This window comes from Leifsonia sp. 563, assembly GCF_040545055.1.
Lineage (GTDB): Bacteria > Actinomycetota > Actinomycetes > Actinomycetales > Microbacteriaceae > Leifsonia.
Genome location: NZ_JBEPLE010000002.1, coordinates 698122 through 719949, shown reverse-complemented (window position 1 = coordinate 719949; position 21828 = coordinate 698122). Strand labels below are relative to the sequence as shown.

The 21828-nt window shown below is 71.9% G+C and carries 23 protein-coding genes; 15 read left to right on the top strand and 8 right to left on the bottom strand.

Annotated elements, in window-relative coordinates; genetic code table 11:
• Positions 1-213 precede the first annotated feature (213 nt).
• From ABIC47_RS10425 to ABIC47_RS10415, 3 genes are all read right to left on the bottom strand, one after another.
• Positions 214-2760 carry an ATP-dependent Clp protease ATP-binding subunit gene (locus ABIC47_RS10425; RefSeq protein WP_354480112.1) on the bottom strand — a complete coding sequence of 849 codons (2547 nt, stop codon included), beginning with the start codon at positions 2758-2760 and terminating at the stop codon, positions 214-216.
• Positions 2761-2871: 111 nt separating this feature from the next.
• Positions 2872-3690, bottom strand: a complete 819-nt coding sequence (locus tag ABIC47_RS10420; RefSeq protein ID WP_354480109.1) for an aldo/keto reductase — start codon at positions 3688-3690, stop codon at positions 2872-2874.
• A 56-nt stretch (positions 3691-3746) separates the two neighbouring features.
• Complete coding sequence (locus tag ABIC47_RS10415; protein WP_020075272.1) at positions 3747-4202, bottom strand: Lrp/AsnC family transcriptional regulator; 456 nt, start codon at positions 4200-4202, stop codon at positions 3747-3749.
• Between the two features lie 103 nt (positions 4203-4305).
• Here ABIC47_RS10415 and ABIC47_RS10410 point away from each other — a divergent pair, with 103 nt between their 5' ends.
• The 3 genes from ABIC47_RS10410 to ABIC47_RS10400 are packed head-to-tail and all read left to right on the top strand — an operon-like array spanning position 4306 to position 6634.
• Positions 4306-4770 carry a DUF2000 domain-containing protein gene (locus ABIC47_RS10410; protein ID WP_354480106.1) on the top strand — a complete coding sequence of 155 codons (465 nt, stop codon included), beginning with the start codon at positions 4306-4308 and terminating at the stop codon, positions 4768-4770.
• Positions 4771-4817: 47 nt separating this feature from the next.
• A complete protein-coding gene (locus ABIC47_RS10405) occupies positions 4818-5528 on the top strand; it encodes an alpha/beta fold hydrolase (RefSeq protein ID WP_354480103.1) in 711 nt (236 codons plus the stop codon).
• A gap of 20 nt (positions 5529-5548) precedes the next feature.
• Positions 5549-6634 (top strand): DNA glycosylase AlkZ-like family protein, encoded by a 1086-nt coding sequence (locus tag ABIC47_RS10400; protein ID WP_354480100.1) that lies wholly within the window; start codon positions 5549-5551, stop codon positions 6632-6634.
• A gap of 36 nt (positions 6635-6670) precedes the next feature.
• Here ABIC47_RS10400 and ABIC47_RS10395 read toward each other — a convergent pair whose 3' ends face one another.
• Entirely contained in the window at positions 6671-7447 is a 777-nt protein-coding gene (locus tag ABIC47_RS10395; protein WP_354480097.1) for an SDR family oxidoreductase, read from the bottom strand.
• A 101-nt stretch (positions 7448-7548) separates the two neighbouring features.
• Between ABIC47_RS10395 and ABIC47_RS10390 the strand changes: the two genes are divergently transcribed.
• From ABIC47_RS10390 to ABIC47_RS10365, 6 genes are all read left to right on the top strand, one after another.
• Positions 7549-8406, top strand: coding sequence for a helix-turn-helix transcriptional regulator (locus tag ABIC47_RS10390; RefSeq protein ID WP_354480094.1), 858 nt, complete (start codon positions 7549-7551; stop codon positions 8404-8406).
• 9 nt (positions 8407-8415) lie between these two features.
• A complete protein-coding gene (locus ABIC47_RS10385) occupies positions 8416-9366 on the top strand; it encodes a hypothetical protein (RefSeq protein ID WP_354480091.1) in 951 nt (316 codons plus the stop codon).
• Entirely contained in the window at positions 9363-10070 is a 708-nt protein-coding gene (locus tag ABIC47_RS10380; RefSeq protein WP_018190271.1) for a histidine phosphatase family protein, read from the top strand. The genes ABIC47_RS10385 and ABIC47_RS10380 overlap by 4 nt, the downstream gene beginning before the upstream one ends.
• The gene (locus ABIC47_RS10375) at positions 10063-10935 is read left to right on the top strand and encodes an NAD(P)H-hydrate dehydratase (protein ID WP_354480088.1); all 873 of its coding nucleotides are present in this window, start codon (positions 10063-10065) and stop codon (positions 10933-10935) included. The genes ABIC47_RS10380 and ABIC47_RS10375 overlap by 8 nt, the downstream gene beginning before the upstream one ends.
• A 116-nt stretch (positions 10936-11051) precedes the next feature.
• Complete coding sequence (locus ABIC47_RS10370; protein ID WP_020075280.1) at positions 11052-11543, top strand: SHOCT domain-containing protein; 492 nt, start codon at positions 11052-11054, stop codon at positions 11541-11543.
• A 156-nt stretch (positions 11544-11699) separates the two neighbouring features.
• Positions 11700-12944, top strand: a complete 1245-nt coding sequence (locus tag ABIC47_RS10365; RefSeq protein ID WP_354480085.1) for an AI-2E family transporter — start codon at positions 11700-11702, stop codon at positions 12942-12944.
• A 51-nt stretch (positions 12945-12995) separates the two neighbouring features.
• Here ABIC47_RS10365 and ABIC47_RS10360 read toward each other — a convergent pair whose 3' ends face one another.
• Positions 12996-14084: an ATP-binding protein gene (locus tag ABIC47_RS10360; protein ID WP_020075284.1), complete on the bottom strand. Its 1089-nt coding sequence runs from the start codon at positions 14082-14084 to the stop codon at positions 12996-12998.
• 97 nt (positions 14085-14181) lie between these two features.
• Positions 14182-14535, bottom strand: a complete 354-nt coding sequence (locus tag ABIC47_RS10355; protein ID WP_354480082.1) for a hypothetical protein — start codon at positions 14533-14535, stop codon at positions 14182-14184.
• A 100-nt stretch (positions 14536-14635) separates the two neighbouring features.
• On the opposite strand from ABIC47_RS10355, the gene ABIC47_RS10350 reads away from it, so the two are divergent.
• Positions 14636-16030 (top strand): DUF2252 domain-containing protein, encoded by a 1395-nt coding sequence (locus tag ABIC47_RS10350; RefSeq protein ID WP_354480079.1) that lies wholly within the window; start codon positions 14636-14638, stop codon positions 16028-16030.
• Here the strand turns inward: ABIC47_RS10350 and ABIC47_RS10345 are convergent.
• Positions 16023-16817, bottom strand: a complete 795-nt coding sequence (locus tag ABIC47_RS10345; protein ID WP_354480076.1) for an alpha/beta fold hydrolase — start codon at positions 16815-16817, stop codon at positions 16023-16025. The two genes, ABIC47_RS10350 and ABIC47_RS10345, sit on opposite strands and share 8 nt — an antisense overlap.
• Entirely contained in the window at positions 16814-17629 is an 816-nt protein-coding gene (locus tag ABIC47_RS10340; protein WP_354480073.1) for an ABC transporter ATP-binding protein, read from the bottom strand. Before ABIC47_RS10340 ends, ABIC47_RS10345 begins: the two co-directional genes overlap by 4 nt.
• Before the next feature lie 128 nt (positions 17630-17757).
• Between ABIC47_RS10340 and ABIC47_RS10335 the strand changes: the two genes are divergently transcribed.
• The 5 genes from ABIC47_RS10335 (at position 17758) to ABIC47_RS10315 (ending at position 21818) form a co-directional block, all read left to right on the top strand.
• Positions 17758-18768, top strand: a complete 1011-nt coding sequence (locus ABIC47_RS10335) for an acyl-CoA dehydrogenase family protein (RefSeq protein WP_354480070.1) — start codon at positions 17758-17760, stop codon at positions 18766-18768.
• A complete protein-coding gene (locus tag ABIC47_RS10330) occupies positions 18765-20039 on the top strand; it encodes a PIG-L family deacetylase (protein WP_354480067.1) in 1275 nt (424 codons plus the stop codon). Before ABIC47_RS10335 ends, ABIC47_RS10330 begins: the two co-directional genes overlap by 4 nt.
• Positions 20036-20722 carry a glycosyltransferase family 2 protein gene (locus ABIC47_RS10325; protein ID WP_354480065.1) on the top strand — a complete coding sequence of 229 codons (687 nt, stop codon included), beginning with the start codon at positions 20036-20038 and terminating at the stop codon, positions 20720-20722. Before ABIC47_RS10330 ends, ABIC47_RS10325 begins: the two co-directional genes overlap by 4 nt.
• A gap of 84 nt (positions 20723-20806) precedes the next feature.
• The gene (locus tag ABIC47_RS10320; protein WP_354480062.1) at positions 20807-21478 is read left to right on the top strand and encodes a hypothetical protein; all 672 of its coding nucleotides are present in this window, start codon (positions 20807-20809) and stop codon (positions 21476-21478) included.
• Complete coding sequence (locus ABIC47_RS10315; protein ID WP_018190258.1) at positions 21465-21818, top strand: hypothetical protein; 354 nt, start codon at positions 21465-21467, stop codon at positions 21816-21818. The genes ABIC47_RS10320 and ABIC47_RS10315 overlap by 14 nt, the downstream gene beginning before the upstream one ends.
• Positions 21819-21828: the final 10 nt, after the last annotated feature.

The following is a 21828-nucleotide window of genomic DNA, read 5'->3' as shown; positions in this document are numbered from 1 at the left end:
CTTTGGTTAGGTTGTGGAGGCGACCATCCCCCCCGGCCGCCCCTCTTTTCCGAAACCCGCGTTACCGCCCCCGGCCCCCGCTTCGTTGGGTCGCAACACGCCGTTACAGCGCGCGCATAACGGCGTGTTGCGACCCACAGGCGTGGCGCCGGATGCACGAAGCGCCGGCCCTGCGAACAGGACCGGCGCTTCGGTGGGAGGTGCCGGGGCGGATTACGCCGCGAGCGGGAGTGCCGCAGGAGCCGCGGCGACCCGCAGGTCGCCGGCCTCGGCGTCCACGATCACGCGGCCGCCCTCGGAGAGCTCGCCGCTGACCATGAGCTCGGCGATGCGGTCGTCGACCTCGCGCTGGATGACGCGGCGGAGCGGGCGGGCGCCGTACTCCGGCTCGTAGCCGGCGTCGGCGATCCAGGCGACCGCCGCATCCGTCGCCTCGAAGGCGATGTCGCGGGCGGACAGCCGGGAGGCCGTCGCGGTGAGCAGCAGGCGCACGATGTCGCGGAGCTGCTCGGCATCCAGCTTCCGGAACAGCACGATCTCGTCGATGCGGTTCAGGAACTCGGGGCGCATGGCCTCGCGCAGCTTGCCCATGACCCGGTCGCGGATGTCCTTCTCCGAGGAGAAGCCGTCCGAGCCGGCCGGGACGAAGCCGAGCGCGCCGCTCCGCGACGCCAGGAACTCCGAGCCCAGGTTGGAGGTCATGATGACGACCGTGTTGCGGAAGTCGACCGTCCGGCCCTGGCCGTCGGTGAGGCGGCCGTCGTCGAGCACCTGCAGCAGCAGGTTGAACACGTCCGGGTGGGCCTTCTCGATCTCGTCGAACAGCACCACCGAGTACGGGTTGCGGCGCACGCGCTCGGTCAGCTGACCGGCCTCGTCGTAGCCGACGTACCCGGGAGGGGCGCCGACCAGGCGCGCGACCGTGTGGCGCTCGCCGAACTCGCTCATATCGAAGCGCAGCATCGCCTTCTCGTCGCCGAACAGCGACGACGCGAGCGACTTCGCCAGCTCGGTCTTCCCCACGCCCGTCGGGCCGAGGAAGAGGAAGCTGCCGACCGGGCGGCGCTCGTCACCGAGGCCGGTGCGGTTGCGGCGGACGGCCTTCGCGACCGCGACGACCGCGTCGTCCTGACCGATCACGCGGTGGTGCAGCTCCGACTCGAGACGCGCAAGGCGCTCACGGTCGGCCTCACCGATGCGCGACACCGGGATGCCGGTCGACCGGGATACGATGGCCGCGATCTCGGGCTCGCCGACGACGGCCTCGACCCGCGGGGCGGAACCGAGCTCGTCCAGCGAACGCTGCACGGCCTCGATCTCGTCACGCAGACGCGACGCCTCCTCGTAGTGCTCGGCCGCCACGGCGGAGTTCTTCTCGGACTCCAGCGTGGCCAGGCGCTCCATCAGAGCGGACGTGTCGACGCGCTTGCCCAGCGACAGGCGCAGACGCGCTCCGGCCTGGTCGATCAGGTCGATGGCCTTGTCGGGCAGGAAGCGGTCGGAGATGTACCGGTCGGAGAGCTCCACGGCGGCGCGGATCGCGTCGGCCGTGTAGGTCACGCCATGGTGATCCTCGTATGCGCCACGGAGGCCGTCGAGGATGAGGACCGCGTCCTCCACCGACGGCTCGCCGACGGTCACCGGCTGGAAGCGGCGCTCCAGCGCCGGGTCCTTCTCGATGCGGCGGTACTCCTTGAGCGTCGTCGCGCCGACCAGGTGCAGGTCTCCGCGGGCCAGGCGGGGCTTCAGGATGTTGCCCGCGTCCATCCCGCCGGACTCGCCGGACCCTCCGGCGCCGACCACGGTGTGCAGCTCGTCGATGAACACGATCAGCTCGTCCTTGCCGTCGCTGATCTCGTCCATGAGCTTGGTGAGCCGCTCTTCGAAGTCGCCGCGGTACCGGGTCCCTGCGACCATGCCGGCGAGGTCGAGCGAGACGACCTTCTTGTCCTGCAGCTGCTCGGGCACGTCGCCGGAGACGATCGCGCGGGCGAGGCCCTCGACGATCGCCGTCTTGCCGACGCCGGCCTCACCGACCAGCACCGGGTTGTTCTTGGTGCGGCGGGAGAGGATCTCGACGGTCTGCTCGATCTCGTCCAGACGTCCGATCACCGGGTCGAGCTTGCCGTCGCGGGCGAGCGCGGTCAGGTCGGTGCCGAACTGGTCGAGCATCGGGGTCTGCGAGTCGTCCTGCGCGGCGTCCGGGTCGCCGGGCTGGCCGGCGCCGACGGTGGTGCTCTGACGCATCGCCTCGGTGAGGGCCTCCGGCGTCACGCCGGCGGCCTGCAGCACGCGACCGGCCGGGGCGTCCCGTCCGATCACGAGCGCGAAGAAGACGTGCTCGGGGTCGATGTAGGTCGAACCGGAGGCCTGCGCCACCTGGTACGCGTGGAAGAGGGCACGCTGGAGCGGCCCGGTGATGGATGCGCCGTCCGCCTGGATCACGTCGCCCGCGGCGGGCAGGCGCGACTCGGCGGCCTCGGCCACCCGGGAGGGGTCGACGCCGATGCGGCGCATGGCGTCGGCGGCCGGCTCCTGCTCGGCCATCACGCGCAGCACGTGCAGCGCGTCGAGCTCGCTGTGGCCGTGCTGAAGCGCGAACCGTCCGGCCTCCGCCAGGATCTCCTGGGTGCGCCGGCTGAGGAAGCGGCTGATGTCGATGGAGCGTGCGTTACGCGCACGCTCACCCGCGAGGTACCGGGCGAGGAACTCGTCGAACGAGTTGGCGCCGTCACCGTCGGGAGTGAAGTTCTCAGGCACGTGTTCTCCTGTTTCTGAAAGTTGAGCCTTGTGCACTCAAGTCCAACGCAGGAGGGACGGCCTTATTCCCGTGTGCCCGTTTCCGTCATGCCCCGAAGCCTCCCCGACGCGTCACTCACCCGAATCGAGGGCGTCGAGCGCGGCCACATCCTCTGCCGACAGCTCGAAGTCGACGTCGGCGTTCTCGCGGATGCGCTCGGGCGTCGTCGACTTCGGCAGCGGCAGGATGTCCTTCTGCAGCAGGTAGCGGATGCTCACCTGGGCCACCGACTTGCCGTACTTGTCGGCGATCTCCTTGATGTCGCGGTTGTCGAGCAGGCGCCCGGTCGCGAGCGGCGAGTAGCCCTCGACGAGGATGTCGTGCTCCTTGCTGTACTCCGTCGTCTCGGGCTGGGTGTTCCCGACGAACCAGCGGATCTGGTTCGCGTGCGGCACCACCTCGGTGGCGTCGATCAGCGACTCGAGGTCGGCGACTTCGAAGTTGCTGACGCCGATCGAGCGGGTCCGGCCCTGCTCGTAGAGCTCCTCGAAGACCTTCCACACCTCGATGTTCCCGGCCCGGTGGTCGCTGCCGATCGCGTTCCACGGCCACGGCGCGTGGATGAGATAGAGGTCGACCGGGCCGAGGTCGAGCAGCGCGGTGGACCGGTCGAAGGCGTGCCGGGCGCCGTCCGCATCCTTGACCTCGGCGGGGCACTTGGTGGTGATGAAGAGCTCTTCGCGCGGGATGCCGCTGTCGCGGACCGCGCGGCCGACGCTGGCCTCGTTGCCGTAGGCGCGCGCCGTGTCGATGTGCCGGTAGCCCGCGTCGAGAGCGGTGCGGACCGAGTCGTACGTCTCGGAGCCGTCCGGGATCTGCCAGGTGCCGAACCCGATCTTCGGGATGGTGACGCCGTTCGACAGGGTGAAGGTGTCGGTGAGTGCGGGCATGCGTTGTTCCTCTCTCGGAAGGATGCGGTGCCGCACATCGTAGCCCGCGCGCGGGATCAGTCCACCGGCTCCGGGCTCCCGTTGCGCAGGTGCTCGTAGACGACGCTGGTGCGCACGTCGGCGATCTCCCGGCGCTGCGTCAGCCGGTCGATCACGAATGCGTACAGGCTCTCGTTGTCGGCGACGGCGACGTGGACGATGAAGTCCTCGTTGCCGCTCGTGACGAAGACGCCGAGAGTCTCGGGAAGTGAGGCCACCCAGTCGCGGAACCCCTCGATGACCGGCCGGGACGGCGGGCGGATGCGCACGGCGATGAGCGCCTGAACGGGCCGGCCGATGGATGCGAGGTCGACATCGAGCACCGCCCCGCGGATGATTCCCCTGCGCCGGAGCGCCCGCGTCCGTTCCAGCGCGGTACTCGGCGAGACGCCGACGGCCGCGGCGACGTCGCGATTGCTCTTCCGTGCATCCGACTGCAGTTCGCGCAGGATCGCCCGATCAAGTTCGTCCATGACGCTCAGGATAAAGCACTCGCCGAACGAAGTTCGGAGTTCACGCGCTGTTGGCTCGGATTCTGTAGCTTCAATCCCATCCCACCGAACGAGAGGACGACAAATGGCGGATCAGGTCGGCTTCCAGCCCGACGAAGTGGACACGGCGGCGCCCACGCGCGCGGCGCGCCTGAAGTGGGTCGTCGTCGTCGACGAGTCCCTTCCGACGGGCATCGCGGCCAACGCGGCGATCTGCACCGCAGGGGCGACGGCTGCGGGCGTCACCGGGCTGCTCGGACCGGACGCGGTGGATGCGGACGGCAGCACGCATCCCGGGCTCCCGTGGGCGGGATGCTCGGTGCTTCGCGCGAGCGGTGAGCAGCTGGCGGCGATCCGGGCGAAGGCGGCCGCATCGGAGGGCGTCTTCGTCGCGGACATGCCCGCCGCCGCGCAGCTGACGCGGGTCTACGACGAGTACCTCGAGACGGTCGCCGGGACAGCCTCCGACGCCCTCCCCTATTACGCCGTGAGCGTGGTGGGTCCGCGAAACCGCGTCGACAAGATCGTGGGGCGGCTCGCCCTGCTGTGAATGCGCGGCCCCTGCCCGATGTCGGTACCCCGCGGTAGCGTCGCCCCATGCAGATGGTTCTCGTCCCCGGTTTCTGGCTCGGCGCCGACGCGTGGCGGGAGGTGATCCCGGCCATCGAGAGCGCGGGCCATACGGCGCATCCGCTCACGCTTCCCGGCCTCGAGTCGCGCGACGCCGACCGCAGCCGCATCCGCGTGCGCGACCATGTGGATGCGATTGTTCGCGCCATCGACGAGCTGGGCGGTGACGAGCGGGATGTGGTGCTCGTCGGTCATTCCGGCGGCGGCCCCCTGGCCTATGCGGCCACCGGCGAACGTCCGGATCGCGTTGCGCGCACGGTGTACGTCGACGCCTGGCCGCTCGGGCCCGGCGGGTCCGTCGCACCCGACCTGCCGGCGGCCGACGGCCAGGTCGAGCTTCCCGACTGGGAGGACTTCGAGGACGCCGATCTCATCGACCTGACCGACGAGCAGCGCGACGAGTTCCGCCGGATAGCCGTGCCGGAACCGGCCGATGTCGTCGCCGGTCCGATCGAGCTCGCCGACGACTCCCACCGGCGCGCGGTGCCGGCCACCATCGTCGCGTGCGAGTTCACGCCCGCCGACCTGCGCTCGTGGCTCGACGGCGGCGAGCCCGCCGTGGCCGAGGTCGGGCGCCTGGAGCGCTGGGACGTGGTGGAGCTGCCGACCGGGCACTGGCCGATGTTCACCCGGCCGTTGGAGCTGGGCGCGCTGCTCGCCGAGCTCGCCGACCGCTGAGCGCAGCGATCGCCGAAGCGATGACCGAGGTGCTGGATCGCGACGAGGCGCGGCGCATCGCCGTGCGCGCACAACGCCTCGATGCGCGACGTCCGGTGGGCCTCGTCCCGCTGGTCGAGCACCTGACCTTCCTGCAGCTCGATCCGACCGCCGCCATCGCCCCGAGTGCGGACCTGATCGCCTTCACGCGACTCGGGGCGTCGTATCGACCGGAGCAGCTCGCCGAGGCGGTCGAGCACGACCGCACCCTGTACGAACTGAAGGCGCAGGACGACCCTGTGCAGCCTCCGTTCGCCATGGTCCGCCCGGTGACCGATCTCGGGCTGAACCTGGACCGGATGGCGGCCGGTCCCATCCACCGCGGGTGGCGGGCGTGGCTCGAAGCGAACCCGAGGTTCCGGCGCGACGTGCTCGACCGGCTGCGCGACGCGGGTCCCCTGCTCTCGAAGGACATCCCGGACACGGCGGAGGTGCCCTGGCAGTCGAGTGGATGGACGCACGAGAAGAACGTCACCCACATGCTGGAACTGCTGCAGGGTCTGGGCGAGGTCGCCGTCGCCGGGCGGATCGGCCGTCAGCGCACGTGGGACCTCGCCGAACGGGTGTACCCGACCGGCATCGAGGTCGTCCCGGAACCGGAGGCGACCCGGCTGCGCGACGAGCGCCGCCTGCGCGCCCTCGGCATCGCCCGTCCGCAGCTCGTCGGAGAGGCGGGCGTCCCCATGCGCGTCGAGGGCAACGACCGCGAGTGGCGGGTCGATCCGGCCGCTGTCGGGCAGCCGTTCGCCGGCCGCACGGCGCTGCTGTCGCCCTTCGATCGCCTCATCCACGACAGGGTGCGGTCGCAGGAGCTGTTCGGGTTCGAGTACCTGCTGGAGATGTACAAGCCGGCCGCGAAGCGCCGCTGGGGCTACTTCGCGTTGCCGATCCTGCACGAGGACCGCCTGGTCGGCAAGCTCGACGCCGTGGCGGACCGGAAGGCCGGAGTGCTGCGCGTCGCCGCGGTCCACGAGGACGAGCCGTTCGGCCCCAGCACACGCGACGCCGTCGATACCGCGATCGACGACCTGGCCGCGTGGCTGGGGCTGACGGTCACCCGAGACTGACCGCCCGGCGGCGGCGGACCGACCTGCAGCGCCCGATCAGGCCGCCGCGTCCTTGCCGTGCGGGTCGGACGCGTTGAGCACCTCGACCACGCGGTCATAGTCGCCGCGCGCCTCGCCGTAGCGCAGGAACTTCACGCGCTCCACCTGGAGCTCCTTCGCGTCGGGCTGCGTCTCGATGAGCGTCATGACCTCGCCGACGAACTCGTCGAGCGGCATGGCGAACTCGCTCTCCTCCTGACCGGGCAGGAGGCCCGTGCGCACCGCGGGAGGCTCCAGCTCCACGATCCGCACGGACGTGTCGGCCAGCTGCAGCCGGATGCTCTCGCTGAGCATGTGGATGGCCGCCTTGCTGGCGTTGTAGCTGGGCGTCGCGGCGAGCGGCGCGAACGCCAGGCCGGACGACACGGTAACGATGGTCGCGTCCGGGCGGGTCTGCAGGTGCTCGACGAAGGCGGCGATCAGCCGGATCGGCCCGAGGACGTTGGTGGTCACGACCGACTCGGCGGACTCGAGGAATCCGGCGGGCGTGTGCCAGTCCTCGACGCGCATGATTCCGGCCATCGCGATCAGCACGTTGAGGTCGGGATGAGAGGCCAGCACCTCGGCGGACGCGGTGCGGATGCTCTCGGCGTCAGCGGTGTCGATCCGGACGGTGTCGATGCCGGGGTGCTCCGCGGCGATCCGGTCGAGCAGCTCGGTGCGTCGGCCGCCGACGATGACGGAGTTGCCGCGCTCGTGCAGAGCCACGGCGAGGGCGAGCCCGATGCCGCTGGTGGCGCCGGGGATGAAGACGGTGTTCCCTGTGATGTTCATGCCTCCACTGTGCGAGCGCCGCGCCAGGCGAGGAAGTGGAGCGGTCATCCAGGGATCGCCGATCCCTGGTTCGCGGCAGCGGTCGGCGTCATCATGGAGGGATGGACCGTGCCGCACTCGCCGACTTCCTGCGCCGCCACCGCGAGACGCTGCGCCCGGAGGACGTCGGACTCCCGAACGGACTCCGCCGTCGCGCGCCCGGGCTCCGGCGCGAGGAGGTCGCCCTGCTCGCCGCGATGTCCACCGACTACTACACGCGGCTGGAGCAGCGCCGAGGCCCGCAGCCCAGCGAGCAGATGCTGTCGTCGCTCGCCCGGGCGCTCCGCCTCACCGACGACGAGCGCGACTACCTGTATCGGGTCGCGGGTCACAACACCCCCGACCGGTTCTCGGGCGGCGGCCACGTCTCCCCCGCGCTGCAGCGTGTGCTCGACCGGCTCGAGGACACCCCGGCGCTGGTGCTCTCCAATCTCGGCGAGACGCTCGTCCAGAACCGCATGGCGGTCGCGCTGCTCGGCGACCGCTCCGGTTACACGGGTCTCGCCCGCAGCGAGTACTACCGCTGGTTCACCGATCCGGAGAACGCGCGAGCGCAGTACCCGGAGGAGGACCGCGCCCGCCAGAGCCGCGCGCAGGTCGCCTCGCTGCGGGATGCGTACGGGGCGCTCGGTCCGCGCTCGCGCGCCGGCGAGCTGGTCCGGGCGCTGCTGACAGAGAGCCCGGAGTTCGCGGAGCTGTGGGAGCGTCACGAGGTCGCCCGTCGCTTCGAGGACCACAAGACCCTTCTCCATCCCGAGCTCGGCGCGATCGAGCTCGACTGCCAGGCGTTGTTCACCGAGGACCAGTCGCAGTGCCTGCTGGTGCTGACGGCCGCTCCGCGCACCGAGGCCGCCGAGAAGCTGGCGCTGCTCAGCGTGCTGGGCACCCAGTCGTTCGCCGCCGCGACACCGCGGGAGTAGCCTGGCCGCGTGGGCGAAGCGCGATGGAGCCGGGACGACGCGGTCATCCGCTGGCTGCTGGAGGGCGACCCTGCCATCCGCTGGCAGACGCTGCAGGATCTGCTCGGAGCGCCGGCGGACGAGGTGGCCGAGGAGCGCTCCCGCGTTGAGCGTGATGGCTGGGGCGCCGAGCTGCTGCGCCGCCAGGACGACCGAGGGACGTGGGGCGGCACGGTGTGGAAGCCGGAGGACCGCGACGCCACCGACAGCGTCGTGCTGCTGCTCGGGCTGTTCGGCGCCGAGGGCGAGCGGACGCGCGAAGCCATCGACCGCGTGGCCGCCAACGTCGACTGGGGCGAGGAGTGGGATGACAGCCCTTTCTTCGACGGAGAGGTCGAGCCGTGCATCAACGGCCGGGTGCTCACCGCGGCGGCGGCGCTCGGCCGGCCCGCGGACGTTCTCGTCGAGAAGCTGCTCGACGGCCAGCAGACCGACGGCGGCTGGAACTGCTACGCCGAGACGAAGGATGCGCCCGGCTCGTTCCACAGCACGATCTGCGTCGTGGAGGGCCTCGCCGCCTATCGCGATGCGACCGGGCGCACAGATCTGGACGATCCGCTGAAGCGCGGTCAGGATTACCTGCTGGTGCGCGGGATGATGCGGCGCCGGTCCACCGGCGAGCTGATCGACGAGCAGTGGCTGCGCTTCTCCTTCCCTTATTACTGGCATTACGACGTGCTGCGCGGACTCGACCACCTGCGCGCCTCCGGCCTCATGGCGGAGGGCTGGATCGCCGAGCGCATCGCCGAAGCGGTCGAGGTCGTGCTCTCCCGCCGCGGCCCTGACGGCCGATGGACGCTCGACCGGCTGCTGCCGGGCCGGCCGGCCATCCCGCTCGAGGAGATCGGGGAGCCCAGCCGCTGGAACACGCTGCGGGCCTTGCGCGTGCTCGACTGGGCGGGCGTACAGTCCAGGGCATGACCGCTCGCACCCTGCTCCTGATCCGGCACGGCGAGAGCACGGCGAACGTGGCCGCGGCTGCCGCGGAGGTGGCCGGAGCCGAAGTGATCTCCGTCGAGGCGCGCGACCCCGACATCACGCTCTCGCCGCTCGGCGAGCTGCAGGCCGCCGCTCTCGGCGCCCGGCTCCGCGACGCGCTCCCGTCGGACGCCGTTCTATTCAGCTCGCCCTACCGTCGTGCCATCCAGACCGCCCGGTTCGCGCTCGGCGAGGAGGTGCCGCTGCGGCTCGACGAGCGCCTGCGCGACCGCGAGCTCGGCATCCTCGACCGCCTCACCGCCCTCGGGGTGGAGCGGCGGCTTCCGCTGGAGGCCGAGCGCCGGCGCTGGGCGGGCAAGTTCTACTACCGCCCACCGGGCGGCGAGGCGTGGACGGATGTGGCGCTGCGCATCCGCTCGTTCCTGCGCGATCTCCCGGAGACCGGCACGGTCGTCGTGTTCGCCCACGACGCCGTGGTCAGCCTTTTCCTGTACGTGCTGCTGCGCATGACCGAGGGGCAGCTCGCCGAGCACCTGCTGACGCATCCCGTCGCGAACGCCTCGGTCACCGAGTTGACCGGCGACGGCGCCGAGTGGACGTTGCGGGCATTCGCCGACGACGCCCACCTCGCGGTGGCCGGACTCCCCGCTACCCAGCACCCCGGCCAGGCGCGCACCGATGCGTGAGCGCACGACGACGCCCGCACCGGAGCGCGTCACCCCGGAGCTGCTGCGCGCCTGGCCGCTGCCCCAGCCGTCCGGATCCAAGCGGTCCCGTGGCGAGGTGCTCGTGGTCGGCGGTGCCCTGCGCTCCCCCGGCGCCGCCTTGCTCGCCGGGCGTGCGGCCCTGCGGGTCGGAGCCGGGAGGCTGACGCTCGCGGTCGGCGCGTCCGTCGCCGCCCCGGTCGCCGTGGCCCTGCCGGAGTGCGGCGTCGTGCCGCTTCCCGAGACCTCGTCCGGGAGCGTGCGCGGTGCCGGTGTCCGCGCCGCGGCCGCCGACCTGGCGTCCGCAGACGCCGTCCTCGTCGGGCCGGGACTGGACGACGCTGCGGAGACCGCCCGGATGCTGCCCCGCGCCGCACACGCCGCAGGCCACGACACCGTGCTCGTCCTCGACGCCTACGCCCTCGGAGCCCTCGCCGGGCATCCGCGGCTGGTCGGGAACGTGCCGCGCATCCTCACTCCCAACACCGAGGAGGCGGCGCGGCTGCTCGGCCGCGACACCGACGACCTGGATGCCGACGCTTTCGAACTCGCCCGCCGCTACCGCGCGACCGTGAGCTGTTTCGGACGGGTCGCCTCCCCCGACGGCCGGTTGCTGACCGTCGGAAACGGGGACCCCGGCCTCGGCACCTCCGGCAGCGGGGATGCGCTGGCCGGCGCGATCGCCGGGCTTGCCGCGCGCGGCGCCGACCCTCTCCAGGCCGCCGTGTGGGGCACCTACCTGCACGCTTCGGCGGGCGACGCGCTCGCCGCGAGTGTCGGCCGGCTCGGCTACCTGGCCTCCGAGATCGTCGACCGCCTCACCGTGGAGCTCGACGCCCTCTCCTGACCCCGGCGGCAGTTCGGCATCAGCCGCGGAATATGTCTAGCCGCGCGAACAGGTGCGGCGTTACTCTCAGCCCACATCCAGGCTCGCCGAGCTGGAGTGGAGAGGGGAAACCGAACATGGACTGGAGCAACTTCTGGAGCGTCATCTGGCTCTTCTTCTGGAGCTTCGCCTTCGTGGCCTATCTGTTCGCACTGTTCGCGATCATCAGCGACCTGTTCCGTGATCACAAGCTGAACGGGTGGTGGAAGGCGCTGTGGATCATCTTCCTGATCTTCGTGCCCTTCCTGACGGCGCTGGTGTACCTGATCGCCCGCGGCCCCGGCATGGCGGAGCGCAACCAGAAGGAGGCCAGGCAGTATCAAGCGGCCACGGACGACTACATCCGGCAGGTCGCCGGATCGAGCCCGGCGGACGAGATCGCCAAGGCGAAAGCGCTGCTCGACAGCGGCGCGATCACTCCCGATGAGTTCGCGCACCTGAAGGCGCACGCACTCAGCAGCCACGGTGCGACGGGCGGGTCGGCTCCGGCCGCCTCCGCAGCGGCACCCGCGGCACCCGCCGCACCGGCCGGACCGGCGACACCGCCGCCGGCAGCGCCGACGGTCTGACCCCCGCGGTCGGGCGTTCGTCGTGACGAACGGGCGCGGCGCAGCAGTCGCCAGACGACTGCGGCGTCGCGTCCGGTCCGGCCACGCCCTCCCGGCGGATGAGCCGGCGCACACGCGGGCCGCTTCGCGGCTCTTGACGCAGAAATGGAGCGGCTCATGACCCAGGATGCCCCCATCCCGGCACCGCCCTCGGCCCCGGCGGAGCCCGACCACCGGACCGGCCGTCGCTGGCCCTTCTCGCGCAGGCGCAAGCACCCCGTCGCACCGGCGGAGCCCGTCGACCCGGACACCGAACTGGGGCCGGCCGGCGGCATGGGGCGCGGCGTGCGCATCCTGCTCGGCCTGGCCGCCGGTGTGGTGATCTCGTTCGGGATGGCCGCGATCGGCGGCATCCTCGCCCCGACCCTGCTCGCGCTCGTCCTGACGATCTGCGCCCAGCCGGTGCGGGTCTGGCTGGAGCGCCACGGCACCCCGCAGGGCCTCGCCACGGGCGCGGTCGGCCTGACCGTGTTCGCCCTCCTCGCCGGGTTCATCGCCGTGCTGTGGATCGCGACCGCGCAGTTCATCGGGATGCTGCCGCAGTACAAGCCGCAGCTCCAGCAGCTCGGGACGGAGTTCACGAACTGGCTCCAGAGCATCGGCGTCGGGCAGCAGCAGGTGCAGCAGATCAAGGCGGGTTTCGATCCGGGAACCTTCCTGTCGTTCTTCGGCGGCCTCCTCGGCAATGCGCTGGGGCTGGTCGCGTTCCTGGTGATCGTGCTGACGATGCTCATCCTCATGCCGGCGGACGCCGCATACACCCCGACCCTGCTGCGACAGCTGCAGCCGACCCGGCCGAACCTGGTCTACGCGTTCGGCGGCTTCGCGCACTCGGTGCGCCGGTACATGGTGGTCACCACGCTGCTCGGCATCGTGCAGGGCGTGATCAACGGGGTGGCGTTGTGGCTGCTCGGAGTCCCGGCCGCTCTGCTGTGGGCGATCCTGTCCTTCTTGTGCAGCTTCATCCCGAACGTTGGCTACTTCATCGCCATCGTGCCGCCGCTCGTCTTCGGGTTCCTGACCGGTGGGTGGGGCACGGTCGTGGCGATCATCGTGATCTACGGGGTGATCAACGCCGTCGTGCAGTCGATCGTCCAGCCGAAGGTGGTCGGCAACGCCGTCGCCCTCAGCCAGACGCTGACCTTCTTCTCCGTGCTGTTCTGGGCCGTGGTCCTCGGCCCGATCGGCGCCATCCTGGCGATCCCGCTGACATTGCTCGTCCGCGCGGTGCTCGTCGACTCCGACCCGAGGTCCCGCCTGTGGCGGCCGATCATCGGCGACCTCACCCACACGCGCGAGCTGATGAAGGAGCAAGCCGTCGAGCGGAAGACGGAGCGCAAGCAGCAGCACGCGCAGAAGTAGTGAGGACCGGGGCGTCGCGAACCCGCGACGCCCCGGGGACGAGACGCCGGACTAGACCCCGCTGCCCTGCACGGACAGGTCGCCGCCGCCCTCGACGGTCAGGCGGCGGCCGATGCGGACCAGCTGCGGCTCCTCGGTGAACGCGCCCGCGAAGAGCGCCTCGCCCTTGCGGAAGGTCGGCGACTGCTCCAGCAGGTGGTGCGGAACGAAGCCGAAGACCTCGGCCAGCTCCGCGAGGTCGCGCGGCGAGTTCATGCGCATCAGGCCGAGGTTGTCGCACTGGGAGAGCACGTTCGGGTGGATCTTGGTCGGCCGTTGCGTCGACAGGAACAGCCACAGCCCGAACTTGCGGCCCTCCGCGGCGATCTGGATGAGCTGCTCGGTGAGCTGCGCCTCCACCGTGGTGCGAGCCACCGGCGGGCAGAAGTTGTGCGCCTCGTCGATGACGATGAGGAGCGGCCGCCGCTCCATTCGGCGCTCCCACAACTGTTCCAGGATGCCGAGCGCCGCCGCCTGCGGCTCCCCGGGGTGCGAGAAGCCGCCCAGATCGAGCACGGTGGCGCGCGGCCGCTCGTCGACGACCGAGGCCGCGGATCCACCGCCCATCGCCCACAGCGGCCAGTCGAGGATCTGCAGGTTGTCGATGCGCAGCCCGAGCCGCCGGTGGGCCGGGTCGTCCGCCTCGAGCAGCGAACTGAGGAACGTCCCGCGCTCGAAGTGCTCCGGCCGCGCCTCCAGATGCAACAGCGCGTTGAACTCCTCCGCGTCCGCGATGGGGTCGAGCCGGCCGACGGCTCCCTTCGAGCGCACGCTGAGGTCGATGAAGCGGATGCGCACCTGCGGCTCCCGCGGCGTGCTGGAGTGCAGCACGCGGATGTCGAAGCCCTCCCACCGCTCGGCCGCGTCTCCGTCGGATCCGTCGCGTGTGTGCGCGAGCTCCACGAAGTCGGCGTTCGGATCGAGCACGGCGACGGGCAGCTCGGTGTGGAGCAGCAACTGCTCCAGCACCACGCCCAGCGCATAGGTCTTGCCCGAGCCGCTCTGGCCGCACCAGAAGGTGTGCCTGTTGAAGCGCGAACCATCGATGACGGCAGGCCGTTCCGGCGTCTCCACCGTGGTGCCGACGGTGAGCGGGATCATCCGGCTCGTCCCCCGTTCTGCGGCCGTGTCCCGTCCGCGTGGCGCCGATGCTAGCGCGGGGCCACCCGTCGCGGACAGACCGGAATCCGGCGGCCCATCACTCCGGGCGGAGGTTCTCCGGGAGGGGGAACGGCAGCGTGTAGACGATCTGGGGCGCGTCGATGGCGCCGAAGTCGTCCTTCATGACCACGATCCGGTCAGTGGAGACCTCGGTGATGCGCACGCGCATCCACCGGCCGTCGTCCAGGCGCAGCTGGTAGCGGTCGGCGAGGTAGCCGATGCCCGCCGACTCCAGCATCTCCTCGCCGGTGAGCCAGTCGGTCGGGCCGGACAGCTCGCGTCCGAGGAGGTCGATCGGCACGAAGCCGTCGCCGTCCGGGCGCAGCCAGCCCACGCGCTCGCCGTCCTCACGGCGGTGCTCGATCCACTCCTGCTCGATCTGTTCCCGCATCCTGCTTACCGTAGCGGCAGACCGCGACCTATGATGAGCGCGTGCTCGCCGGAAGAGCCGACGGCGAGGGCGGGCACGTCGCTCCCGAAGGAGGTGCGGCATGACTCTGGATGTCGCAGAAGCGGGTGAGCGCGCGGAGACCCCGCTCACTCCCGAGGAGCTGGCCGCGGCCGGGCGTGCAGCCCGGGCCACGCTGCCGCGCTCCGCCCACGCGGACTACGCACCCCCGCCAGGGCGCGACCCGATGGGCATCCTCCGCTCCCAGCACGAGGACCGCCTGCAGAATCTCGTCGACCTGCGGGTGGAGCGGATGAGCGCCGACGCGTTCGCCTTCTACCGGGGCACGGCGGCGATCCAGGCCGCCGACCTGGCCGCGGCGCCCACGACGGGTGCGGAGGTCGTCGTCTGCGGCGACGCCCACATCTCCAACTTCGGGATGTACCGCTCACCCGAGAACGCGATGGTGTTCGACATCAACGACTTCGACGAGTCGACGGTCGGGCCGTGGGAGTGGGACGTCAAGCGGATGCTCACCAGCATCGTCCTCGCCGGGCGGTCGCTCGGGATGTCGCCCGAATTCGTGCGGGACACGACGCGGTCGGCCGGGGAGGCCTACCGCCGCTGGCTGCAGGAGGCGCTGACCGAGCCGCTGACCGCCCGCTACTTCACGCCGACCTCCGTGACGTCCGGCCACGGACGGCTCAGCGCGGACATGGAGCAGCTGATCCGCCAGGTCACCAAAGAGTCGAAGAAGCGGACCACCGAGCATGCCGCCCGACGCACGCTCCGCGCCGACGAGGACGGCGTGCTGCGCTTCGTAGACCGGCCGCCGATCCTGCGGCGGGCGGAGCCCGAGATCCAGGCCCTGGCCCAGGATGCGTACGACCGCTACCGCCGCACGCTGCCGCCCAACACCGCCCTCCTCGCCTCGCAGCTGCGCGTCGACGACGTGGCCCGGCGCGTCGTCGGGGTGGGCAGCGTCGGCACGCGCTGCTTCGTGATCGCGCTGCGCGGGCCGATCGGCGAGCCGGTGATCCTGCAGCTGAAGGAGGCGAGCGCCTCGGTCGTCGAACGGTTCGGCGGGGTGGCACCTCTCCCCGGCTACCTCGACCTCTCCCTGCTCCCGGACGACCAGGGCTACCGCGTCGTCGCGTGCCAGCGCATCCTGCAGGCGGTGTCCGACCCGTTCCTCGGCTTCATCCGGGTCGAAGGATTCGCCTTCTACCTGCGCCAGTTCCGCAACCGCAACGCGTCGTTCGACATCCCGTCGATGAACGCCGCACAGTTCTCGGACTACGCCCGGGTGTGCGCCGTCGTGCTCGCCCGGGCGCACGCGCGCTCCCCCAAGTCGGCGTTCGTCTCCGGCTACCTCGGCTCCGGACCGGCGTTCGCCCACGCCGCGACGACGTGGGCGGAGCGATACGCCGATCAGGCGGAGGCCGACTACCACGAGTTCGTCGAGGTCGCCCGAGCGGGAGGGTTCGCGGTCAGCTGACGGCGGGGCGGAGTCCCGCGGCGCCACGGTCGAGGAATGCCCGCACGGCGTCCTCGACCGCCGGGGTGTCGAGGTGGAGGCCGTGGCGGGCGTCGAGTTCGAGCAGCGTCGCGTTCGGGATGCCGCCCTCGAGCAGGCGCGCGTGCTCCAGCGGGGTGAGCACATCCCGGGTGCCGTGGATCACCAGCGTCTCGGCGCGGATGCGTGCCAGCGCGTCCGTCCCGTCGTGGTCCCTGCTGGCGGCGAAGTGCCCGCGGAGCGCCGGACGGCCGGCGACGCGCGAGAAGAAGCGGTCGACGTCGCCAGGATGCTCGGCCGCCCACGCATCGTCGAAGAACAGCGGCAGCATGCGGTCGCGGTCGCCGCTCAGAAGGTCGGCGATCGCCGAGGGATCGCGGCGCTGCGCTGTGCGGTCGCCGGCGGAGGTGGCGATGAGGACGAGCCGCCGCACACGCGCGGGATCGTCGGCGGCCATCCATTGCGCTACGCGGCCGCCCATCGAGTGGCCCACCACGTGGGCGGCGGCGACGCCTGCGGCATCGAGCACGGCGACAGCGTCGGAGGCGAACTCGCGCGTCGAGTAACGCGAGGTGTCCCCCTCGCCGCTGGCCCCGATCCCGCGATGGTCGAACACGATGACGCGGAAGTCCTGCGCCAGCGCGTCGGCGAACGCACCCCAGCCGTGCATCCCGGTCGCCTGCCCGGCGATCAGCAGCACCGGCACCCCGACACCTCGCTCGTCGAAGGCGATCGGCGTTCCGTCGTCGGCGGTCGCGAAGCTGCTCATGCGGGGATCGCGCGCTCCCGCACCGCGCGCGCACTCCACCGGCCGTCGGCCTTCTCGACCCGGATGCGGTGCTCGAAGGCCCGCGTGACGGTCTCCGTCGTGACCGCCTCGTCGATGCCGCCGCGCGCCACGATGCGTCCGTGCGCGATCAGCAGGGCGTGGGTGGTCGTCTCCGGCAGCTCCTCCAGGTGATGGGTGACCAGGACACTGGCGAGCTCCGGCGCCGTGTGCGCGAGCCCGTCGATCGTCTCCAGCAGCTGCTCCCGCGCCGCGACGTCGAGGCCGGTCGTCGGCTCGTCGAGCAGCAGCAGCCGGGGCTCCGAGATGAGGGCCCGCGCGATCAGTGAGCGGCCGCGCTCGCCCTGCGAGAGCGTGGGCCAGCGCGCCTCCCGGTGTTCGTCGAGACCGACCGAGTGGATGAGATCGTGCGCACGGCGGACCTCCTCCTCGGTCGGCTCCCACCGCATCGGCAGTTCCAGTGTGCCGGTGATGCCGGTGAGCACGACCTCGGTCACGGTGAGCGGAGACCGGACGGGGTGCCGCGGGTTGACGTGCCCGATGTGCCGCCGCAGCTCCTGCAGCTCGACGCGTCCCAGCCGGCGGCCCAGCACATCCACGGTCCCGGAGGTCGGGAAGGTGAGGGCGCCGCAGAACCCGAGCACCGTCGACTTGCCCGCGCCGTTCGGCCCGAGCAGTGCCCAGTGCTCTCCCGCCCGGACCGTGAGGTCGATCCCGTCGAGGATCTGGGTGCCGTCACGGCGGAACGTGACATCGCGGAGTTCGAGGACGCTGTCTGCGGCGGTCGGGGTCACCGATTCACCCTATCCGGGGCGGCACCCTGTCCGGGGCGGCGCCCTATCGGGCGGCGAGGGCGTTGCGCATCCACCCGGTCGCCGTCAAGGGACTCGTCCGGACGCCCGCATCGTGCGACGGTGTGGATATGACGACCCCCACGCCGACCGCCCTCGCCGGATACGAGGAGGTCGCGGCGGAGTCGCCCGGCCGGGTGGTCCCGCTGCTGGAGGCCCTCTCGCGAGTGCCACCGGATGCGGTCCCTCTGCCCGGCGGCGGCCGGACGAGGGAGCGATTCGGCACGCTCTCGCGGATCGCGGCGATCGACCTGACGGCCGCGCGGGTGCTCGAACCGCACCTCGATGCGCTCGCGATCCTCGCGGAGGCGGGGCTCCCACACCCCGCGACAGGGACGACGTGGGGCGTGTTCGCGGCGGAGGCCCCGGGCACGGCCCTCGAAGCCGTGCGGAGTGCCGACGGATGGACGCTCGACGGTGTCAAGCCGTGGTGCTCGCTCGGCGGTCGCCTGACCCACGGTCTCGTCACCGCGACCGTCGCCGACGAGCGGAGGATGTTCGCGGTCGACCTGCGCCAGGACGCCGTCACGGCCGAGCCGGCAGCCTGGGTCGCGCGCGGGCTCGCCGAGCTGGAGAGCGGTCCGCTCCGCCTCGAGAACGCCGCCGCTGAACCGGTGGGCGCGGCCGGTTGGTATCTGGATCGACCTGGATTCCGCTGGGGCGGCATCGGCGTCGCCGCGTGCTGGTGGGGCGGCTGCCTCCCGCTGTTCCGCGCCCTGACGACGCGGGCCGCCGCCCCCGGGAATCCGCTCCTGGCGGCACGGGTCGGGGAGCTGTACCGCGCGCTGGAGTCGGGACGCCTCCAGCTGGAGAACGCGGCGGGCCTGATCGACGCCGGAGTGGACGGCGACGAGGCGGCGGCGCTCGCCCACGCCGTGCGCGGAACGGTCGCCGACGCGGTCGTGCTGACCCTCGCGGCCGTGCGCGACCTGCTCGGACCGGCGGCCCTCGCCTTCGACGAGGCGCACGCCCGCCGCGCCGCCGACCTCGAACTGTACGTGTCGCAGTACCACCGCGGCCGCGACGACGAGTCCCTCGCGAAGCGGCTCGCCCAGCTGGATGCGCGGTCCGTCTGGTGGTGAGCTTCGACCCGCGGACAGCCGTAACGGACCCGGAAGCGTGGGAGGCGCTGGACGAGTGGTCCGGTGTCCCCGCGTTCGACGAACAGCCGGACGAACTGATCGTCTTCTCCGCCCACCCCGACGACGAGACGCTCGGCGTCGGCGGTCTGCTCTCGCGTGCCGCCGAGGCCGGGATCCCGGCCCGGGTCGTGGTCGCCGCTGCGTGCGATGACGGAAGGCTGGATGAGTTGGATGCCGCACTCGCGTCCCTCGGCCTCCCCACGACTCCCGCGGCGCAGCCCGTCGTGCCGCTCGGTCTGCCCGACGGCGCCCTGAAACACCACACGGCTGACCTCCGCGCCGCGATCGCGGAGATCCTCGACGCGCCGTCGGAGGCGCGGAACCGCCTGGTGCTCGCGCCGTGGACCGGCGACCGGCACGGCGACCACCGGACCCTCGGCCGAGAGGTTGTCGCCGCCGCCCGGGAGCGCGGATTGCGCATCCTGCTCTACCCGGTGTGGCTCTGGCAGTGGGGCACTCCGGCCGACGTCCCGTGGCGGCGGGTGCGCGAGGTCGTCCTCGACGCCGGCGAGCGCAGCAGCAAGCGCACAGCTCTCGCCGCATTCGCCTCGCAGCTGCGGACATCGGAGAACCAGCACGGCGTGCTGGAGCCGGGCTTCGTGGCGCGTGCGGCCGACGGCCGCGAGGTCGTCATCGAGCCGCCCGAGCCGGCGGATCAGCACTTCGAGCGGATGCACCGCGAACGCGACGACCCGTGGCGTGTCCGCACGCGCTGGTACGAACGGCGGCGACGGGCGGTGCTCGCCGCCTCCCTCCCCCGCGAGCGGTACGGCCGGGCCGTCGAGCTCGGCTGCTCGATCGGGGAGACGACTCTGGTGCTCGCCGATCGGTGCGATGAGCTCATCGCGGTGGACGGCTCCGCGTCGGCCGTGGAGGCCGCTGCCGAGCGGCTGCGCGACCGGCCGAACGTCGTGGTCGAGCGGATGCGCGTCCCGCAGCAGTGGCCGGTGGCCGCGGAGCACGGCACCGACCTCGTGATCGTCTCCGAGCTGGCGTACTACCTTGCCGAAGACGAGTGGGATGCTGTCATCGACCGCATCGTCGGGTCCCTCGCGCCGGGCGGCGAGGTGCTGCTCTGCCACTGGACGGGCGACTCCGACGACTTCGCCCAGTCAGGAGAGGCAGCGCACGACCGGTTCCGCGAGCGCTCCGGGCTGCGGCCTGCGGTCGTGCATCGCGATGAGGAGTTCGTGCTGGAGGTCCTGCGATGAGGCCCGCCATCCGTCGAGCGGTCGTCGTGATCCCCGCCCGCGACGAGGCTCCGACACTCGACGCCTGCCTCGCGTCGGTCGAGGCCGCCGGCGCGATCGTCGACGTGCCGACGGACATCGTCCTCGTGCTCGACGCGTGCACGGACGGCTCGGCGGCGATCGCGGCACGGCATCCTGATGTTCGCACGGTGACCGTGGAGTTCGGGAACGTCGGCCGCAGCCGTGGGTACGGCGTCGAGACGGCGCTCGCCGGCAGCAGACAGCGCCCGGAGAACGTGTGGCTCGCGTTCACCGATGCGGACGGAACGGTCCCGCGCGGGTGGCTCGCCGAGCACCTGCGCGCGGCCCGGCACGCCGACGCATACACGGGCGCCGTCGTCCCGGTGCTCGACGACCTCGACGCCGAGCGCCGCCGCGTCTGGGAGGACCGGCATACCCCCGGCGCCACCCTCGGCCACGTGCACGGCGCGAACCTGGGGATGCGGGCATCCGCCTACCGCCGGGCCGGCGGCTTCCCGCCACTCGCCACCGCGGAGGACGTCCGCCTGGCCGCGCGGCTGCGGGAATCGGGCATCGTGATGCTGTCGTCCGAGCACGAGCCGGTCGTCACCTCCGCCCGGCTGCGCGGGCGTGCACCGGAGGGGTACGCGGGCTATCTGGAGGCGCTGACGGCCGACCGCTGACCGCGGTCACAGTTGGGTCACGTTCGGGCTTCCTTCGACCTACACCTAGGGGACGCACAGGCCGACTCCCTACGCTCGCCCGTTATGACGACGCAGCCGCTGAGACTCGGGCCGTTCGCCCGACGCCGCCTGGTCCGGCTGGCGCGCCGCGACGCGGCCACCGTCCACGACACCGAGGTGGATGCGGGCGACCGGACATCGCCGACCGTCGCCACCCTGCAAGCTAGGGCCGATGCCTTCGCCCGCCGCGAGGAGCAGCGCTTCTTCCGCAGCATGCGTCGCGAGCTCACCGAGCACCGTGTCCTCACCTCCGCCCTCCGCTCCGACCTCGACACGTACGAGGAGCGGATCGACCGGCTTCCCGAGGGCGATCGGCTCCGCATCGCCGAAGGTCAGGGCACCGCGTTCGAGGAGCTGCGGCGGCTGGAGCGGCGCATCCGCCGCGCCCACCGGCGCAGCGACGAGCTCAGCGCCCTGATCAACGCGCGGTTCACTGCGGCGCAGTTGCGGGCGGCACGGATGTTCGACCGCTCCGACGAGAAGGCCGCCGTGTACTGGGGCGCGCTCCGTCAGGCAACGTCGGGACGCGTGTCCGCGCATCCACCCGCGCTGCAGCGCTCCGGCTGGCTCACCTCGCGCGGCACCGCCGTCGACGCCCTGCACCCCATCGCGGCTGCCCGCACAGCGGGCGAGGAGACCGCCGGCGTCGCCGCCGGCCACGACGACCACCACAGGAGGACCGATGCCTCGGCGTGACCGACTGACCGACTACCGCGTCCCCGCCACCGGCGGCCTCCGCCGACGGCTGCTCCGGCGGCTGCGCCGCATGCGCCACGCGGTCGACGTCGAGACCCTGGAGGTGTTCGAGCACGAGCTCGCCGCGTTCGAGCGTGCCGGGGTCGCCGAGCTCGAGCGTCAGCGCACCCGGAACGTCGCAGCGGCCTCGGCCCGCGTCGCTGAAGCGCAGGCGCGGCAAGAGCTCATCCGCCGGGCGCTGCAACGGGCCGAGGACGACATCCGCCGGGCCGACCAGGACGTCGAGCGGCTCGACGCCAAGCTGGCCGGTCACGACCCCGACTTCCACTCCTACGCCTGAGAGGCCGCCC

Coding starts and splice junctions, on each gene's coding strand:
- ABIC47_RS10360 (WP_020075284.1), bottom strand. CDS start 14,084: ATGATCCCGCTCACCGTCGGCACCACGGTGGAGACGCCGGAACGGCCT.
- ABIC47_RS10365 (WP_354480085.1), top strand. CDS start 11,700: ATGACCCAGGATGCCCCCATCCCGGCACCGCCCTCGGCCCCGGCGGAG.
- ABIC47_RS10320 (WP_354480062.1), top strand. CDS start 20,807: ATGACGACGCAGCCGCTGAGACTCGGGCCGTTCGCCCGACGCCGCCTG.
- ABIC47_RS10370 (WP_020075280.1), top strand. CDS start 11,052: ATGGACTGGAGCAACTTCTGGAGCGTCATCTGGCTCTTCTTCTGGAGC.
- ABIC47_RS10400 (WP_354480100.1), top strand. CDS start 5,549: ATGACCGAGGTGCTGGATCGCGACGAGGCGCGGCGCATCGCCGTGCGC.
- ABIC47_RS10355 (WP_354480082.1), bottom strand. CDS start 14,535: ATGCGGGAACAGATCGAGCAGGAGTGGATCGAGCACCGCCGTGAGGAC.
- ABIC47_RS10405 (WP_354480103.1), top strand. CDS start 4,818: ATGCAGATGGTTCTCGTCCCCGGTTTCTGGCTCGGCGCCGACGCGTGG.
- ABIC47_RS10335 (WP_354480070.1), top strand. CDS start 17,758: ATGACGACCCCCACGCCGACCGCCCTCGCCGGATACGAGGAGGTCGCG.
- ABIC47_RS10325 (WP_354480065.1), top strand. CDS start 20,036: ATGAGGCCCGCCATCCGTCGAGCGGTCGTCGTGATCCCCGCCCGCGAC.
- ABIC47_RS10415 (WP_020075272.1), bottom strand. CDS start 4,202: ATGGACGAACTTGATCGGGCGATCCTGCGCGAACTGCAGTCGGATGCA.
- ABIC47_RS10410 (WP_354480106.1), top strand. CDS start 4,306: ATGGCGGATCAGGTCGGCTTCCAGCCCGACGAAGTGGACACGGCGGCG.
- ABIC47_RS10390 (WP_354480094.1), top strand. CDS start 7,549: ATGGACCGTGCCGCACTCGCCGACTTCCTGCGCCGCCACCGCGAGACG.
- ABIC47_RS10375 (WP_354480088.1), top strand. CDS start 10,063: ATGCGTGAGCGCACGACGACGCCCGCACCGGAGCGCGTCACCCCGGAG.
- ABIC47_RS10350 (WP_354480079.1), top strand. CDS start 14,636: ATGACTCTGGATGTCGCAGAAGCGGGTGAGCGCGCGGAGACCCCGCTC.
- ABIC47_RS10315 (WP_018190258.1), top strand. CDS start 21,465: ATGCCTCGGCGTGACCGACTGACCGACTACCGCGTCCCCGCCACCGGC.
- ABIC47_RS10380 (WP_018190271.1), top strand. CDS start 9,363: ATGACCGCTCGCACCCTGCTCCTGATCCGGCACGGCGAGAGCACGGCG.
- ABIC47_RS10395 (WP_354480097.1), bottom strand. CDS start 7,447: ATGAACATCACAGGGAACACCGTCTTCATCCCCGGCGCCACCAGCGGC.
- ABIC47_RS10345 (WP_354480076.1), bottom strand. CDS start 16,817: ATGAGCAGCTTCGCGACCGCCGACGACGGAACGCCGATCGCCTTCGAC.
- ABIC47_RS10420 (WP_354480109.1), bottom strand. CDS start 3,690: ATGCCCGCACTCACCGACACCTTCACCCTGTCGAACGGCGTCACCATC.